This window comes from Mycobacterium saskatchewanense, from assembly GCF_010729105.1.
In the GTDB taxonomy this organism is placed as follows: domain Bacteria; phylum Actinomycetota; class Actinomycetes; order Mycobacteriales; family Mycobacteriaceae; genus Mycobacterium; species Mycobacterium saskatchewanense.
On sequence record NZ_AP022573.1, the window covers coordinates 3889008 to 3904733 of the forward strand.

Annotated in this window: 15 protein-coding genes; 9 read left to right on the plus strand and 6 right to left on the minus strand. The window is 67.9% G+C overall.

Annotated elements, in window-relative coordinates; all coding sequences use genetic code 11:
• Positions 1-87 precede the first annotated feature (87 nt).
• Genes G6N56_RS18335 through G6N56_RS18345 form a run of 3 tightly spaced genes read left to right on the plus strand, consistent with a single transcriptional unit; the run spans position 88 to position 3340 of the window.
• The gene (locus G6N56_RS18335) at positions 88-1188 is read left to right on the plus strand and encodes an NAD(P)H-dependent amine dehydrogenase family protein (protein WP_085254364.1); all 1101 of its coding nucleotides are present in this window, start codon (positions 88-90) and stop codon (positions 1186-1188) included.
• 15 nt (positions 1189-1203) lie between these two features.
• Positions 1204-1944, plus strand: coding sequence for a glucose 1-dehydrogenase (locus G6N56_RS18340; RefSeq protein ID WP_085254365.1), 741 nt, complete (start codon positions 1204-1206; stop codon positions 1942-1944).
• Between the two features lie 46 nt (positions 1945-1990).
• Positions 1991-3340: an FAD-binding oxidoreductase gene (locus G6N56_RS18345; RefSeq protein WP_085254366.1), complete on the plus strand. Its 1350-nt coding sequence runs from the start codon at positions 1991-1993 to the stop codon at positions 3338-3340.
• On the opposite strand, the gene G6N56_RS18350 is transcribed toward G6N56_RS18345, so the two are convergent.
• Genes G6N56_RS18350 through G6N56_RS18360 form a run of 3 tightly spaced genes read right to left on the minus strand, consistent with a single transcriptional unit; the run spans position 3337 to position 5582 of the window.
• Complete coding sequence (locus tag G6N56_RS18350) at positions 3337-3888, minus strand: TetR/AcrR family transcriptional regulator (RefSeq protein ID WP_085254367.1); 552 nt, start codon at positions 3886-3888, stop codon at positions 3337-3339. The two genes, G6N56_RS18345 and G6N56_RS18350, sit on opposite strands and share 4 nt — an antisense overlap.
• Positions 3889-3919: 31 nt before the next feature.
• The gene (locus G6N56_RS18355) at positions 3920-4750 is read right to left on the minus strand and encodes a thioesterase family protein (RefSeq protein WP_085254368.1); all 831 of its coding nucleotides are present in this window, start codon (positions 4748-4750) and stop codon (positions 3920-3922) included.
• 16 nt (positions 4751-4766) lie between these two features.
• On the minus strand, positions 4767-5582 hold the full coding sequence (locus G6N56_RS18360; protein WP_085254369.1) for an SMP-30/gluconolactonase/LRE family protein: 816 nt from the start codon (positions 5580-5582) through the stop codon (positions 4767-4769).
• Between the two features lie 133 nt (positions 5583-5715).
• Between G6N56_RS18360 and G6N56_RS18365 the strand changes: the two genes are divergently transcribed.
• The 5 genes from G6N56_RS18365 to G6N56_RS18385 all read left to right on the plus strand — a co-directional run bounded on the left by G6N56_RS18365 (position 5716) and on the right by G6N56_RS18385 (position 10342).
• Entirely contained in the window at positions 5716-6597 is an 882-nt protein-coding gene (locus G6N56_RS18365; RefSeq protein WP_085254444.1) for an acyl-CoA thioesterase, read from the plus strand.
• Between the two features lie 5 nt (positions 6598-6602).
• The gene (locus tag G6N56_RS18370) at positions 6603-7523 is read left to right on the plus strand and encodes an LLM class F420-dependent oxidoreductase (protein ID WP_085254370.1); all 921 of its coding nucleotides are present in this window, start codon (positions 6603-6605) and stop codon (positions 7521-7523) included.
• Positions 7524-8681, plus strand: coding sequence for an acyl-CoA dehydrogenase family protein (locus G6N56_RS18375; RefSeq protein ID WP_085254371.1), 1158 nt, complete (start codon positions 7524-7526; stop codon positions 8679-8681). It abuts the gene before it with no gap.
• Positions 8682-8768: 87 nt separating this feature from the next.
• Positions 8769-9497: a ZIP family metal transporter gene (locus G6N56_RS18380; RefSeq protein WP_085254372.1), complete on the plus strand. Its 729-nt coding sequence runs from the start codon at positions 8769-8771 to the stop codon at positions 9495-9497.
• A gap of 179 nt (positions 9498-9676) precedes the next feature.
• Complete coding sequence (locus tag G6N56_RS18385; protein ID WP_085254373.1) at positions 9677-10342, plus strand: nitroreductase family protein; 666 nt, start codon at positions 9677-9679, stop codon at positions 10340-10342.
• 280 nt (positions 10343-10622) lie between these two features.
• Here G6N56_RS18385 and G6N56_RS18390 read toward each other — a convergent pair whose 3' ends face one another.
• From G6N56_RS18390 to G6N56_RS18400, 3 genes are read right to left on the minus strand one after another with little or no spacing between them, the layout of a single operon-like run.
• A complete protein-coding gene (locus G6N56_RS18390) occupies positions 10623-12476 on the minus strand; it encodes an FAD-binding oxidoreductase (RefSeq protein WP_085254374.1) in 1854 nt (617 codons plus the stop codon).
• A 1-nt stretch (position 12477) separates the two neighbouring features.
• The gene (mdlC, locus tag G6N56_RS18395) at positions 12478-14079 is read right to left on the minus strand and encodes a benzoylformate decarboxylase (protein WP_085254375.1); all 1602 of its coding nucleotides are present in this window, start codon (positions 14077-14079) and stop codon (positions 12478-12480) included.
• Positions 14080-14119: 40 nt separating this feature from the next.
• Entirely contained in the window at positions 14120-14278 is a 159-nt protein-coding gene (locus G6N56_RS18400) for a hypothetical protein (protein WP_232069094.1), read from the minus strand.
• A gap of 264 nt (positions 14279-14542) precedes the next feature.
• On the opposite strand from G6N56_RS18400, the gene G6N56_RS18405 reads away from it, so the two are divergent.
• Positions 14543-15715: a PucR family transcriptional regulator gene (locus G6N56_RS18405; RefSeq protein WP_085254376.1), complete on the plus strand. Its 1173-nt coding sequence runs from the start codon at positions 14543-14545 to the stop codon at positions 15713-15715.
• Positions 15716-15726 lie beyond the last annotated feature (11 nt).

The window sequence follows — 15726 nt, forward strand, 5'->3', positions numbered from 1 at the left end:
GGATGCCGGCCGGACCCGGTAGGCGCGCCGGTGATTGTGGACTACTGTCTAGAAAGTTTCGATCGGCTCCCGGGGACGGAGGAACTCATGGCGATACGCGTCGCCCACGTCGGCACCGGAAACGTCGGACGGCTCGCCCTGTCCGAACTGATCGCCAATCCGGCGTTCGAGCTGACCGGGCTGTGCGTGTCGTCGCCGGAAAAGGTGGGCAAGGACGCCGGAGCGCTCTGCGGGGTCGGCCTGGATCCGGGCACGGTCACCGGCGTCGCCGCCGTCGGCGACCTCGACGCCGTGCTGGCCGCCGGGCCCGACTGCGTCGTGTACTGCGCCATGGGCGACACCCGCCTGCCTGACGCGATGGCCGACGTCATGCGCATCCTGGCCGCCGGTGTGAATGTCGTCGGATCGGCGCCGGGCCTGCTGCAACACCCGTGGGGGGTGATGCCCGACAAATACATCGCGCGCGTCGAAGACGCCGCACGGCAAGGGAACTCGAGCGTCTTCATCAGCGGCGTCGACCCCGGCTTCATCAACGATCTGATCCCGTTCGCCCTCGCCGGAACGTGCCAGCGCGTCGAGCAGGTGCGGTGCATGGAGATCGCCGACTACGCCACCTACGACGGCGCCGAGGTCATGCACTACATGGGATTCGGCCGTCCGCTTGACGAGGTGCCGATGCTCCTGCAGCCGGGCGTGCTCGGCATCGCCTGGGGGACGGCCATCCGACAGCTCGCGGCCGGGCTCGGCATCGAGATCGAGCAGATCACCGAGTCGTATCAGCGCGAGCCCGCGCCGGAGGACTTCGACATCGCCGTGGGGCGCGTCGCCAAGGGCACCCTCGCCGCGCTGCAGTTCGAGATCCGCGGCATGGCCGACGGCCGCCCGGCCATCGTCATCGAGCACATCACCCGCCTGCGGCCCGACCTGCGGCCGGACTGGCCGCAACCCGCGGCCGGGGGCGGCTCGTATCGTGTGGAGATCACCGGCGAACCGTCGTATGCCGTGGACATCGTCCCGAGCAGCCGCAAGGGCGACCACAACCACGCGGCGATCGTCGGCGCCGCCGGGCGCATCGTCAACGCGATCCCCGCGGTGGTCGCCGCGCCGCCCGGCATCCGCACCACGCTGGACCTGCCGCTGATCACGGGCAAGGGCCTGTACGCACCGAACGACCTCGTAGTCACGTAACCGAAAGGAGCCCCGGTGGGACGGGTAGACGGCAAAGTTGCGCTCATCAGTGGCGGCGCCCGCGGGATGGGCGCCTCACACGCGCGCCTCCTGGTGGAGGAGGGCGCCAAGGTGGTGGTCGGCGACATCCTCGACGAGGAGGGCAAGGCGCTGGTCGACGAGATCGGCGACGCCGCCCGCTACGTCCACCTGGACGTGACACAGCCCGACCAGTGGGACGCCGCCGTGGCCACCGCGACCGGCGAATTCGGCAAGCTCGACGTGCTGGTCAACAACGCGGGCATCGTCGCGCTCGGCCAGCTGAAGAATTTCGACCTGGCCAAGTGGCAGAAGGTGATTGACGTCAATCTGACCGGCACGTTCCTGGGCATGCGGGTGGCCGTCGAGCCGATGACGGCCGCCGGGGGCGGCTCGATCATCAACGTGTCGTCGATCGAGGGACTGCGCGGCGCCGCGGCGGTGCACCCGTATGTCGCGTCGAAGTGGGCGGTGCGCGGACTGGCGAAGTCGGCGGCCCTGGAGCTGGCGCCGTTGAACATCCGGGTCAACTCGATCCACCCCGGCTTCATCCGAACACCGATGACGGCCAAGCTGCCCGAGGACATGGTCACGATCCCGCTCGGACGGCCCGCCGAATCGAGGGAGGTGTCGACGTTCGTGGTGTTCCTGGCGAGCGACGACTCGTCCTACGCCACCGGTAGCGAGTTCGTCATGGACGGCGGGCTGGTCTGCGACGTGCCGCACAAAGAGTTCTGAAGCGCCGCAACGGCGCGCGCCTCGATTCGGTGCTATAACCGCGACCATGCCAGGCAGCCTTGACGACCTGAAAGGGATCGTCGGACCGAATCACGTCATCACCGACCCCGACGTGCTCTCCGGGCGCAGCGTCGACTACACCGGCCGCTACCGCGGACGGGCCACCGTGCTGGTGCGGCCGGGCTCGCCCCGGGAGGTGGCAGGGGTGCTGCGGGCCTGCCGTGACGCGGGGGCGCACGTGACCGTACAGGGTGGGCGCACCTCGCTGGTGGCCGGCACCGTGCCCGAACACGACGACGTGTTGCTGTCCACCGAGCGGCTGGACGAGGTCGGCGAGGTGGACACGGTCGAGCGCCGCGTCGAAGCCGGCGCCGGGGCCACGCTGGCCGCCGTGCAACGCGCCGCGCACGGTGCGGGCCTGGTGTTCGGGGTGGACCTGGCCGCCCGCGACACCGCGACCGTGGGTGGCATGGCCTCGACGAACGCCGGGGGCCTGCGCACCGTGCGGTACGGCAACATGGGCGAGCAGGTCGTCGGCATGGACGTGGCGCTGCCCGACGGCTCGCTGGTGCGCCGGCACAGCCGGGTGCGCCGGGACAACACCGGCTACGACCTGCCGGCGTTGTTCGTCGGCGCCGAGGGCACCCTCGGCGTGATCACGTCGCTGGAGCTGCGGCTGCACCCCGTGCCGTCGCACCGGGTCACCGCGGTCTGCGGGTTCGCCGACCTCGATGCGCTGGTCGAGGCGGGCCGCGCGTTCCGGGAGGTCGACGGCATCGCTGCGCTGGAGTTGATCGACAGCCGGGCGGCGGCGTTGACCCGCGAGCACCTCGGGTTGGGTGCCCCCGTCGACGGCGACTGGCTGTTGTTGGTCGAGCTGGCCGCCGACCACGACCAGACCGAGCGGCTTGCCGACCTGCTCGACGGCGTTCGGCTGTGCGGCGAACCCGCGGTGGGCGTGGACGTGGCGGCGCAGCAACGCCTGTGGCAGGTCCGCGAATCGCTCGCCGACGTGCTCAACGTGTACGGGCCGCCGCTGAAGTTCGATGCCTCGCTGCCCCTGTCGTCGATCGCCGAATTCGCCGATGCGGCAACGTCGTTGATTCAGTCGCGGGCGCCTGATGCCCTGCCGGTGCTGTTCGGGCACATCGGCGAGGGCAACCTGCACCTCAACGTGTTGCGCTGCCCCCCGGAGCGGGAGGCGCAGGTGTACGAGCCGATGATGGAGCTCATCTCGCGCTGCGGAGGCAACGTCAGCTCCGAGCACGGCGTCGGCAGCCGCAAGCGTCCCTACCTCGGCATGTCGCGAGAACCGGCTGACATCGCCGCGATGCGGACCCTCAAGAGCGCCCTCGACCCGACGGGTTACCTGAACGCTGCGGTGTTGTTCGACTAACCCGTCTGTTCGGACGGCGCCTTGATGCCGACCGCGTGCCGCAGCTGCGCCAGGAACTGGTCGGCGTCGTCGCTGCGGACGATGTAGTGCGAGATCGCGATGCGGATCACCGTCGCCGCCCGCACCGCCGCGTTGGGCCCGGGCAGATGGCGCTGCAGCCCGTCGCGCATCTGCGGAATCACCCTGCCGAACTGGGCGATGGTGTACTCGGGCTCGACGTCGACCATGCGCACCCCCGAGTACGAATGCTGGTACTCGACGATGAACCGCAGCACGGCGTCGAGCTTGTCGACGCCCTTCAGCCCCGCGGTCGCCCTGACCAGTCCGCTCTCGAAGACCTGCCGTTCGTAGTTGGTGAAGGCCTCGAGCAGATCCTCCTTGGAGGCGAACCACCGATAGAGCGTGGGACGCGACACGCCGGCCTGCGTCGCCACTTCGGACAGACTCAGCTTGGTCTTGCCGTTGCGGCCGAGGACTTCGGCGGTGGCGTCGAGGATGCGCTGACGCGTCGACGTGTCAGCTTCCGCCGTCTCGGCCGGGTGGCTCATATCCCAAACTTTACGAAGATCTGCGGAGGCGTCACGGCATTTTCGTTTCCCGGCCGGGCCGCCGGCGCACCAGCACGGACTGTTGGATCGCGCCGACCGCGCCCTGTTGGTCGAAGAGCGTGCCGATCGTCGTCCCGATGCCGTCGGGACCGTAGCTGGTTTCGGCGCGGATGCCGATCCAGTCACCTTCCGGGATCCGGAACACGTGCACGGCAAGATCGGTGTTGAGGAACGTCCACTCGGCGATGTCCAGTTTGCTGCCGATGCCGTTGGCGCAGTCGGCCACCGCGAACAGCCGCTCGAGCTGCGTCATGTTCTCCCCGTTGATGAGGTCCACGGTCGGTTTGATCCAGCACTCCCCGGGGCCTCCGGTGAGCGGCTCGGTCAGCCAGCGCCAGTCCAGGCTGTGCACGTAATTGCGGTCCCAGTCCTTCTCCAGGTTGCGGCTGCGGGCCTCGGACAACGGTCCGGGCAGGGGCGCCGCGGCGTGCGCGAGGGAGCGGGTGTCGAGCTGTTGGAGCCGCCAACCGCTGGCGCGGGCCACGGGTCGCGGCTGGCCGTCGGGGCCGAGGCCGAGCATCTCCGCGCCGACGAGCTCGATCTGTTTGCCGCCGCGCAGCAGTTGCGGTCGGACCCACAGGTCGCCGTCCGCCGGCACCGGGCCCAGCAGGTCGACGACCACGCGGCTCAGCCGGGCGTCGTCCCGCCGGGCGCACCGCTCCAGCGCCCGCACCAGCAGCGCCGACACGGGAGCGCCGTGCTGGATCTCGGCGGTCCACGTGCTGCGCACCAGGTCAGTGGCCGCGAACCTCTCGCCCGACGGGTCGTCGGCGTCGAGCAGTTCGTAGTAGGAGTCCGTCACTGGTGCGCCTCTCGGGTCACGGCAGGCCGGCACCGGGGGTCTCGACGGTCACGGCATCCAACCGCGATCGCCGCGTGCCGATCAGGCGCTGAGAATACGCGTCCGTGCTCGACAGCAGGAACAACGTGCGGCGCCCGGGACCCCCGAGCGTGCATGCGACGGCCACCCGGTCGCCCATGTCGATGCGGTCGGTCACGGCGCCACCCCGGGTGATGCGCTCGAACCGGTGGGCCAGCGTCATGGAGGTCCACACGCCGCCCTCGGCGTCCAGGGCAATGCCGTCGGGCGGCCCGTCGAGGCCGTCGGCGAAGACGCGGCGGTCGGCCAGCGCGCCGTCGTCGCCAATGGCGAAGGCGCTCAGCCGCCGGCCCGTCGCTTCGGCGACGATCAGCTCCCGGTCGGGGGTGATCGCCATGCCGCCGGGGAACGCGAGGTCGTCGGCGACGACGGTGGCGCTGCCGTCCGGGTCGAGCCGGATGATCATGCCGCCGGTGACCGCCCGGCACCCGAGGTAGGCGCGGCCCTCTTCGTCGACCACCATCTCGCCGAGGTCGGCCGGCGCGACATCGGCGAGATCGGCGATGGTGACGACGGTTTCGCCGTCGTAGCGCAACACCTGCCGGCTCTCGGACGAGGCGATCAGCAGCGACCCGTCGGGGCGGAAACCCAGGCCCGACGGGCGGTGGCCGGGCAGCGGCAGCGCCGTCAGCGAGCCCCGCATGTCGGCGGTGTGCACGGCCTCACCCAGCAGGTCGGAGAACCACAGCAGTCCCTCGAACCAGCGGGGGCCCTCGCCGAAGCAGAAACCGTTGGCGAGGGGCTCGGGGATCATCCGCGCCCTTTACAAATCACCGCAAAAGTGTCATGCACCGCGGGCGCCGGTGTCAATGCGACGGCAGCTTTACAAAAGGCACCCCGAGTGTCACGCTGAGCGATGACCTGCTCCCGCGAGAGGCGAGGTGGATTTGACCACGGAATCTGATCAGGCGCAGTGGTCGGTGGACAGCCTGCTGGACTTGTTCGACGTGCGGGCGGACGGGGCCGACCGGTTCGTCGCCGACACCGGCATCGCCGGCCAGGACGGCCGGCAGGTGGTCGAAGGCACCCAGGTGGTCGCGCAGGCGATTGTCGCCGTGGCCAAACGCTTCCCGGGCAAGTCCGTGCGCTCGGCGCACGCCGTCTTCTCCCGCGCGGTCGCCGTCGGGCCGCCCGCCGAGCTCGTCCTCGACGTCGTCCACGAGGGACGATCCACGGCCACCGCGATCGTCGCGGCCCAGCAAGGCGGTCGGCGGTGCGTGAGCGTGACGGTGCTCGCCGACGTGCCGACGGACGACGTGATTCGCCACCACCTCCCGAAGCCCGAGGTTGCGGGACCCGCCGAGGCCAACCCGTGCGAGATGCCGTTGAGCGGCCGGGAAGTGCGGCTGGTCGACGTCGTCGACGTCAACAGCCCGGACGAGGTCGGGCCCCTGGAGCTGTACGCCTGGGTGCGCTACGAGCCGATCCCGGCCAGGGACGACCTGGCCAAGGCGCTCGTCGCGTACTTCACCGGGCATCTGGGGATCTCGACGACCATGCGTGCGCACGCGGGCATCGGCACCAGCCAGGCCCACCTGACGGTGTCCACCGCGCCGATGAGCATCTCGATCGCGTTCCACGAGCCGGTGCGCTGGGACGGGTGGCTGCTCTATACCCACGAGAGCACGCAGGTGGGGGCGGGGATGTCGTTCGTGCGCGGCACCGTGCACGCCGAGGAGGGGGAGCTCTTGGCCTCGTTCGCGCAGGAGGCCCTGATCCGCCCGCTGCGCACCAGCGACACGTCGATCGACGCCCACTCACGTTTCTGATCGCGATGCGTTTCACCATCACCCACCCGATGCACACGCATCCCTACAACCCGGAGCTGGTGGCGGGGGAGGGCATCGCCACGGTGGCGGCGGCGGCCGAGGCGGCCGGGTTTCACGGGTTCGGGTTCACCGATCACCCGGCCCCGTCGCAGCGCTGGCTCGACGCCGGGGGCCACGACGCGCTGGATCCCTTTGTCGCACTGGGCTTTGCGGCGGCCCGCACCAAGACCCTCCGCCTCATCCCCAACATCGTCGTGCTGCCGTACCGAAACCCGTTCGTGGTGGCCAAGTCCGGCGCCACACTCGATTTGCTGTCCGGCGGTAGGTTCACCCTGGCCGTCGGTGTCGGGTACCTCAAGCGGGAGTTCGCGGCGCTGGGGGTCAGCTACGACGAGCGGCTCGAGCTGTTCGAGGAGGCGTTGCAGGTCATCCGGACGGTCTGGACCACCGATGACATGTCGTTCGAGGGAAAGCATTTCAGCGCCCGCGGCATCACCGCCCACCCGCGCCCGGTCAGCCGGCCGCACCCGCCGATCTGGATCGGCGGCAACACCACGGCGGCGCGTCAGCGGGTCGCCCAGTACGGCGACGGCTGGTGCCCATTCCCGGCGCCGGCGACGCTGGCGAAAACCGCCGGGACCGTGAGCCTCGAATCTGAGGAGCGCCTCGCCGCCGGCATCGACGATCTGCGGCGTCGCTGCGACGCGGCCGGCAGGGACTTCGCCGCCGTCGACGTCACCTTCACGAATTTCGGGGGCGGCAGCCCCGCATCCGACGATTTCGACGCCGACGCCTACCTGAGCGGGCTCGACAAGCTCGCGAAGCTCGGTGTGACCTGGGTCCAGGTCGGTCTGCCCGGCGACAGCGTGGCGCACGCGCTGGAAAGCATCGACAGATTCCGCACCCTCGTCATCGATGCGGTCTAGATGGACTTCTCGCGCGTCGCGCTGTCCGACGACGACCGGGCCTTCCTCGACGAGACCCGGGCGTTCATCACCAAGCTCGTCACCGACGACGTGCTGCGCCGCCAGCGGGAGCGCGGCGAAAACTTCGACGAACGAGTGCATCTGGCATTGGGCGAGGCCGGCTATCTGGCCTCGGACTGGAAGCTGGAATCGGAGGGTGGCTTCAGCCCGGTTCGCCGGCGCATCTTCCAGCTCGAAATCGCCCGCGCCCATACGCCGTGGTACCACTGGGGCACCACCTCCGTCGTCGCCCGCCTCGTGCACCAGTTCGGCGCGCCCGAGCTCGTCAACCAGGTGGTGCCCGGCGTGCTCCGCGGCGAGACCCGGCTGTGCCTCGGCTACACCGAGCCCGAGGGCGGCTCTGACGTCGCGACGTGCAAGACCCGGGCGGTGCGGGAGGCGGATGGATCGAGCTGGGTCGTCAACGGCTCCAAGATGTTCACGTCGAACGCTCAAAACGCCGGGTATGTCTTCCTGCTCACCAACACCGATCCCGAAGGCCGAAAACACCGGAACCTGACCATGTTTCTGGTGCCGCTCGATACGCCCGGAATCGAGATCCAGGGCATCCGCACGCTGGACGGCGACCGCACCAATATCGTCTACTACAGCGACGTGCGGGTCGACGACCTGTACCGCATCGGTGAGGTGAACGACGGCTGGACGGTGATGCGTGCCGCGCTGGACTCCGAGCACGGCATCACCGATCCGGAAGACCATGGCCTGCAATACATCGCGGCGATGGCGGCACACGGAGACATCATGGCCGAAGTGGTCGACACCGTCGCGGCCATCGCCGGGCAGGCGGACGACGAGTCGGTCGGATACCGGCTCGGGCGCAGCGTGGCCCGGATGGAGGCGGCCCTGTCCACGCCCGGCATGTTCGGGCGCGTCGCGATTGCGCAAACGATGCGCGACATCTCGCCGGATCTGATGGACATCCTGGGGGCGGCCTCGGCGCTCCCCGCCGAGGCGCAGGGGGCCGCGGGCGACGGCGCGGCAGAACACCTTTATCGGCTGGCCCTGCCGCTCGGCATCTACGGCGGCACCCTCGAGGTGTTCCGCAATATGATCGCCCAGCACGTGCTGGGGCTCGGGCGTCCCAGCTACGCTCGCTGAGCCACGGCTGTAGCGCGCGGGAATCTGTCCGTCTCGATCGCGTCGCCCGGTTACGACGGTACGTTTTCCAGGGAGGTGGGGCGCGCAGTGGCCGTTCTCGTAGCGTTTGGCTCGTTCATCACCACGCTGCTGGGTGGCTATGCGGCGTTGCGCATCGGTTCCTACCGTTACCTGGTGCTCGGCCTGGCCGCCGGGCTGATGCTCGGTGCGGTGGCCTTCGACCTGCTGCCCGAAGCGCTGAGCCAAGGGTCCTGGACCCTGTTCGGTATACCCACGCCGCTGGTGGCGTTCGTTCTCGGCTTCCTGGTGCTGCACGTCATCGAACGCACGGTCGGTATTCACCGCGAGGAGCCGGCGGACGCCGCCGATATTGTCGACGCCCCGAGCGTCGGCCTCCTGGCGGCCACGGGGTTGGTCGGTCACAGCGTCATGGACGGATTCGCCATCGGTGCCGCCTTCCAGGCCGGCGCCGGCGTAGGGGCGGTGGTCGCGGTGGCGGTGATCGGCCACGACTTCGCCGACGGCTTCAACACCTACACCATCACGTCGATCTACGGAAACGACCGTCGCAGGGCGCTGACGCTGCTCGCCGCCGACGCTGTCGCGCCGGTTGCGGGCGCCGCCCTCACCCTGGCCGTGACGATTCCCCATCGCCTCCTCGAGGTGTACCTCGGCTTCTTCGCGGGATTCCTGATGTATCTGGCGAGCGCCGACATCTTGCCGAAGGCAAACGCCGGGCGTCGAACGCTTGCGACCCCGGCATGCACCATCGGGGGCGTGTTGTTCATGCTCGCGATCGTCGGACTGGCGAGCTAGCCTGCGCGCTTTCCCACACGGAGCCACCGGGTTCAGGTAGTGGCCGCCGGCCCGGGTCCAATGTCTCGGCTTGAGGGCCCAATGGCTCTAGAGCGGCGCCGACGTCGGCTTCTATCGTTCTCCTACGGGCCTGATCTCTCGCCTAAAGTCAGTTTGCCGCAATTAATTCGGGATGGCCGATGACTCAAGCAGAAGACGCTACAGAGGGCAAAGCGGTTCTCGGTGAGGGCTGGCTGCAACTGCCCGCGTCGACTCGCGACCCCAACGATCCGATCGTCGCCGCATTCAACCGCAGGAAGACCACCAAGGAAACCAGCCCGAAACCCCTGTCGATGCGGGACCTTTCCGACCTGCTGTGGTCGGCCTACGGCGTGAATCGTGACATGGGTCCATTCGGTGGGCCCGGACGGACGGCCGCATCGGCCAGTAACTCCCAAGAAATCGATCTCTATGTCGCGCTCGAGGACGGGACCTATCGCTATGACGGACTTGGTCATCGCCTGGAGCAGATCACCCCAAGCGATGTTCGCGCCATGGCGTTAACGCCGGCTCAACCGGAGGTGGCGGTCGCTCCGGTGATGTTGATCTACGTGGTGGACATCCACCGTCTTACCCACACCCTCGGTTTTGACGAGCCAGGGCTTCATGATCCGGACGTGCAGAAGTCCTACTACTACGTCGACACAGGTCTGATCGCCGGGAACGTCTACCTTTTCGCCGCAGCCCACGGGCTTGCGGCTTGGTTCCACAACTGTGACGGGCCCCGCCTGGCCAGACACCTCGGATTGAACTCCCGGCAGCGGGTCCTGTTTGCTCAGTCCGTCGGCTATCTGCCGGTGGGCTAACCGCCTTCCGCATCGCGTGATCGACGGCCACCCGCTTGCGGGGACCCGTCCTTACCGTGTCCCGCTATCTGTGGGCAACGCGGACTCCGCAGCGGGCGGCTGGTTTGGGCGCAGCGAGACGAAATCATGATGGCTGCTGGGTGCAGGAGGATGCGCGACCACATCGGGAGGTAGTGCTGCCCCAGGGGCGAAAGTCATTGCCGCAAACGGGGCGTTCCATTGGGGATGCGCCGCGATCGGCGCGGACAGGCATTCGAGGCGGGTCGGCGCAACGGCGCCGTTACTTCAGAACGGCGATTTTGAAGATGGCCGTGGAGATGGTCCCGAACAGATCGCGCCCGCCGACGAAGAGTCGTTTTGTGTCGTAGCCCGCGACGTCCTTCATGTTTTCCCCGCCGAACCGCGCCGGCGCCGAGCCGTCGGTCAGGACGACATCCAGCCCGAGCAGGCCGTGACGCACGGCATCCCGCTCTGGACCGCTCGCGTTGGCGACGAGTTCTCCGACCGTACGTCCCGCGGGGTCGGCGGGAATGGCGCTGCAGGTCAGCCCTTGACCACTCAGCTGTCGCGACAACTCCTCGAGGGTGACCGCGGCCCCGACGACCAGGCTGAGGTTGTCGGCGTTCACGGCGACTTGTGCTCCGGCAGCGTGGTTGGCCGGCACGGGATCGGCGATCGGCGCGGCCTTCGAGGTCAGATACGGCGCCAGCGCGGTGCGCACCGCCGCCTCGAAAGATTCGAGGGCGGGCTCGTCCGGTGACGGGTCGGGAAGCATGATGCCGGGATTCAGGAGCATCGCGGGATCGAAGACGCGCTTGATGGCGCGTTGGGCGGCGATCTCCACGGGGCTGAATCGCATCGTCATGAATTGGCGCTTCTCGGTGCCGACTCCGTGCTCACCGGTGATGGTTCCCCCCAGTGCCAGCGCGGCCGCGACGATTTCGTTGTTGGCAGCCTCCAACGCGGCGGCCGCCCCGGGGTTTTCACGGTCGAAGAAGGTGGTGGGGTGCAGGTCACCGTCACCGGCGTGGCCGGTCACCGCGATGAACAGGAGCCCGTCGGAGTGGCGCGCGGCGGCGGCCTGGATAGCTGCCTGCATCTCGGGGATGTATTGCCGGGGAACGGTGACATCCCCGATAAAAAACCCGTTCCCGCTGCGTACCACGGCGTCAAAGGTATGCAGCCGCCCGTACCACAGTTTGGCACGGGAATCCTCGTCGTCGGCGCGGCGCACCTCCACGGCGGTACGCCGCAGCACCTGGTGGACGATTTCGGTGTCGTACTCCACCGCTTCTGCGCTGCCGTCGATATCGATCAGCACGATTGCGTCGACGTCGGTCGGGTAGCCGGTGTCGGTGAATTTCTGCAGGCCCGCGATACCGGCCCGGTCGAGCCATTCCACCGCCGCCGGCACCGTCCCGGTACGGATGATCGCGGAGATCGTGCTGGCGGCGTCGTGGGCGGTTGCGAAACTACCCATGAGGCTTCGTATGACTGGTGCTACCGGGCGCAACGCCACCGTGGCCTCGGTGAGGATGGCGAGCGTGCCCTCCGATCCGATGAGCACCCCAAGCAGGTCGGGACCGTCGTCGGCGGCGTTCAGCCGGATGACCCTGCCGTCGGCAAGAACCGCCTCGACCTCGAGGACGTGGTTGTATGTGACGCCATACTTGAGAGCGTGTGGGCCGCCGGCATTTTCGATGATGTTGCCACCGACCGTCCCAAGATGCGCTGACACCGGATCGGGCGAGAAGCACAACCCGTGCGGGGCGACGTGCTGCTGCAGGTCCGCGTTGATGACGCCCGGCTGAACTCGGGCAGTCCGTGCGGACGGGTCGACGTCAAGGATGCGGTTCATCCCTGACAAGTCGATCATCACTCGGTCCGGGCTCGGCATCATCGCTCCAGCACAGTTCGACGCCCCACCCCGGGTCACCATGGGGATGTGATGTGCGGCGGCGACCCGCACCACCGCTACCACCTCGTCGCTTGTGCACGGCCTTAGCAGCAGCCCGGGCGTGCCGCCGAAACCCCAGTAGTCCCGGCCCTTTTCACTCAGGATGGCGCTTTCGGTGATGACGGCGTCCGAGCGGCCGAGCGCGGCGGCGAACTCGGCGACGATCGCCCCGTCCATGTCAGGCTCCGACCGGCGTGGTGCGTGCGTTGATGAGGGTTGGTCGTTCCCTGTCGGCGACGCCCGCGCGTACCAACTCGACGACCTCCTCGGTGGTGTGCGCTTCGTGCGCGTCGACGCCATAGCTGGCCGCCGTGGCCACGACGTCGAGGCCGGGCAGGTCGAGACCGGGAACGCCCGGGGTCTTTTCCCACACACCGAATTCCTTGACTACGCCGTATTCGGCGTTGGACGCGACCACGATCGTCACCGGGATTTTGTACCGGGTCGCGGTCCACAACGCGGTGATCGCGTAATGCATTGAGCCGTCCCCCATCAAAGCGACGACGGGACGGTCGGGGGCCGCCAGCTGCGCACCAACTGACGCGGGCAATCCGTAGCCGAGTCCGCCACCAGCCGCAGACAGATGCGAAAACGGGTAACCGGGCCGAATGCTGTGCGTAATGGCGACCTCGTTGCTTCCGGCCTCGCTGACCCACAGCGTCTCCGCAGGCGCGGCTCGTCCGACCGCCGACCACAGTGCTTCCGGCTCGAGGGGAGCCTGCGCACTTGGCATGTCCGGGATGGGCGGACGGGCCGCTGGGGCGGACCGGCGGGCCGGTTTGGCGGCGGCGAAGAGCGCGGCGGCCGCGCTGGCCAAGTCGGCGACGATGGCATCTCCGACGGGGGCGCGCGCTGCTTCGTCGGGATCGTTGGTGATGTGAATCAGGCTTGCGCCTTCGGGAAGGTAGGGTCCGGGTACCAAGGGGTAGTAGCGAAAGACCGGGGCTCCGATGACGAGGAGCAGATCGTGCCCGGCCAGCATCTTGGAGATCCAGCCCGCCCCGGGCGGTAAGATCCCTTGGTACAGCGGGTGATTCTCGGGAAATCCGCTCCAACCCGTCAGCGGTGCCGTCCATACGGCCGATTGACTACGTTCGGCCAACCCGATCACCGCATCCCACGCGCCATAGCGTTCGACGTCGCCGCCCACAATCAATGCCGGCGAGTTCGCGGACGCCAATCGGCCGCTGATCCGCTCGGCGAGTTCTGGGGGGAAGCCCGCCGCCCGGGTCACCGAGCGATCTCGCACGGTGGCGATATCGGTGGCCTGTGCGTCGTCGAGCTCGATCGGCATGTCATCCATGGGCAACGAGACGAACACCGGACCCATCGGCGGGGTGGCGGCCAAGTGGATGGCCCGGGCCAGCACGGCGGGTGCCTCACTGGCCGTAGCGGGTTCGGCCGCCCATTTCACGAACGGCTTCGGCACGGTCGTGGGCTCGATATTGGTCAGCAGGCAGTACTGATTTTGCATCGTGCGACGCTGGTTTCCGGCGGTGACGATCAGCGGGGTTTTGTTGACGAATGCGTTGTAGAGCTGGCCCTGCGCGTTGCCCATTCCCGGAGCGGTATGGAGATTGACCAGAGCGGGCCGACCGGTGATCTGTGCATACGCGTCGGCCATCCCGACCGGCACCATCTCCTGCAGGCCCAGCACGTAGCGGAAATCGTCGGGGAAGTCGTGCAGGAGTGCTAATTCCGACGACCCGGGGTTGCCGAAAAAGGTGGTCAAATTGTGAGTGCGCAGCAGATCGAGAATTGCATCGCGAACGGTGGTCATACTGCCTCCAAGCTGAGTGGGCGGTGTATTACATTCCTTTTCAGGACAATGACGACGTGCGCGATTTTCGGTTCAGGTCGTCCAGCGTCGGATAACCATCGACCGCCACGATCAGGTCGAGTTCCGCGAACACCACATAGGACAGGGTCGACGGGGCCATCGCTGACTCTGCCCGTTGCTCCAGCTCGTGGTTGGCCATCGGTAACGATGGCACCGTGAGACCTTTGAAGTAGACCTCATCTTGTAAATCGCGGTACGACACAACAACTCGTCTCTTTGCTGGTGACAGTCCCGGCTTGGTCGCCGACTGTAGTCGTGCCCCGACGGCGCCGCGCTTCGCTGCGGCTACCGCCTATCGTCTTCCCGGAAGGCCGCCGGCGCAATTGTCGTCAGCTCAAGATCCCTGGACAAAGTTTGTGCTCGCGCACAGGGTGCCGACCGCAACTCGTGCCATCATCGACGCGTGGCTGGTCTTTCCACCCCGAGCAGCGCGGTCCGGGCGATTTTCGCGCGGCTGGATCCCGATGAGGTGGCGCGCCAAATGGATCTGGCCTTTCGTGAACTACCCGGCTACTCCCGGTTCGTTGACGATGACCCGACGGCTCGCGGCCGCCCGGCGATCCGGTGGAACGTCGCCTTGATACTCCGGTGGCTGGCCGAGGGGGTTGCGCCCGACGAGAGCATGATTTCGGAGCTCCACGAAGTCGTGCGGAGCCGTGCGGTGGCCGCCGAACCGATGCATGACGGATTGGTGGTCTACCGCCGCGGCATCCGCATCATGTGGAACATGTTGCTCGACGCGGCGACGGATGCCGAACGGCCGATGCTGCTCGAACAGGCAGATGTCCTGTGGAGTTATCTGGAATTGGTCGTCGACACGTTTTCGCAAGCCTATGACGACGAGGGTGACGCGCCCGACACCGCGGGTGAACGCCGCGCCCGAACCCTGCTTGACAGATTGTGTGGCCAGCAACCGCTTACGGTCGACGACCGTGAGCGGGCGGAACATATCGGGTTCGACCTCGCCGGTCCGTATCGGCCATTCGCGGCTTGCCTTCGCGGGGCCACCACGGCTGACCACATCGCGCTGGCGGGCCGGCTGCGGTCACAGGGTGTGCTCGCGACGACAGAGGGGAATCGGGTCGCGGGGTTGTGTGCTGAGAGCTTTGACTGGATTCCGGCGCTGGAAAACCCGCAGCTCGTCTTGGCCCGCGAACGTTCGGTCGAGAGAGTGGGTCTGTCCGCCGCCCTCGAAACGTCGAGAATGCTGATCGCGTTCGCCGGCGGCGCGGGCCGCGCCGGGCTCGTGACAGTTCGCGACTTCCTCCCGCACCTGTTGCTGGCGCAGTCTCCCCAGATCGCCGACAACATCGTCGCGCGGGTCTTCGGCGAGCTCGACGGCAATGAGAACGCCGACCTGGTAGCGACGCTACGGTGCTTGGCCCTCAACAGCTTTGACCGCGGAGCCGCCGCGGCGGAGCTGTTCATCCACCGGAACACGGTGCTGTACCGCATCCAGCGGATGCAGAAGCTGAGCGGTCTGGACCTACAGAACCCGTTCGATCAGAGTCTCGTCTGCCTGGCCATCCTGTGGACCCAGATCGAGCCCGAGGTCTCGTGGGGTCCTGATGGTTAGAGGCTTTCCGG

Bases quoted from the DNA above. Each gene is read 5' to 3' on its own strand.
- G6N56_RS18335 (WP_085254364.1), top strand. From the start codon at position 88: ATGGCGATACGCGTCGCCCACGTCGGCACCGGAAACGTCGGACGGCTC.
- G6N56_RS18345 (WP_085254366.1), top strand. From the start codon at position 1,991: ATGCCAGGCAGCCTTGACGACCTGAAAGGGATCGTCGGACCGAATCAC.
- G6N56_RS18350 (WP_085254367.1), bottom strand. From the start codon at position 3,888: ATGAGCCACCCGGCCGAGACGGCGGAAGCTGACACGTCGACGCGTCAG.
- G6N56_RS18360 (WP_085254369.1), bottom strand. From the start codon at position 5,582: ATGATCCCCGAGCCCCTCGCCAACGGTTTCTGCTTCGGCGAGGGCCCC.
- G6N56_RS18370 (WP_085254370.1), top strand. From the start codon at position 6,603: ATGCGTTTCACCATCACCCACCCGATGCACACGCATCCCTACAACCCG.
- G6N56_RS18375 (WP_085254371.1), top strand. From the start codon at position 7,524: ATGGACTTCTCGCGCGTCGCGCTGTCCGACGACGACCGGGCCTTCCTC.
- G6N56_RS18385 (WP_085254373.1), top strand. From the start codon at position 9,677: ATGACTCAAGCAGAAGACGCTACAGAGGGCAAAGCGGTTCTCGGTGAG.
- G6N56_RS18390 (WP_085254374.1), bottom strand. From the start codon at position 12,476: ATGGACGGGGCGATCGTCGCCGAGTTCGCCGCCGCGCTCGGCCGCTCG.
- mdlC (WP_085254375.1), bottom strand. From the start codon at position 14,079: ATGACCACCGTTCGCGATGCAATTCTCGATCTGCTGCGCACTCACAAT.
- G6N56_RS18400 (WP_232069094.1), bottom strand. From the start codon at position 14,278: ATGGCCAACCACGAGCTGGAGCAACGGGCAGAGTCAGCGATGGCCCCG.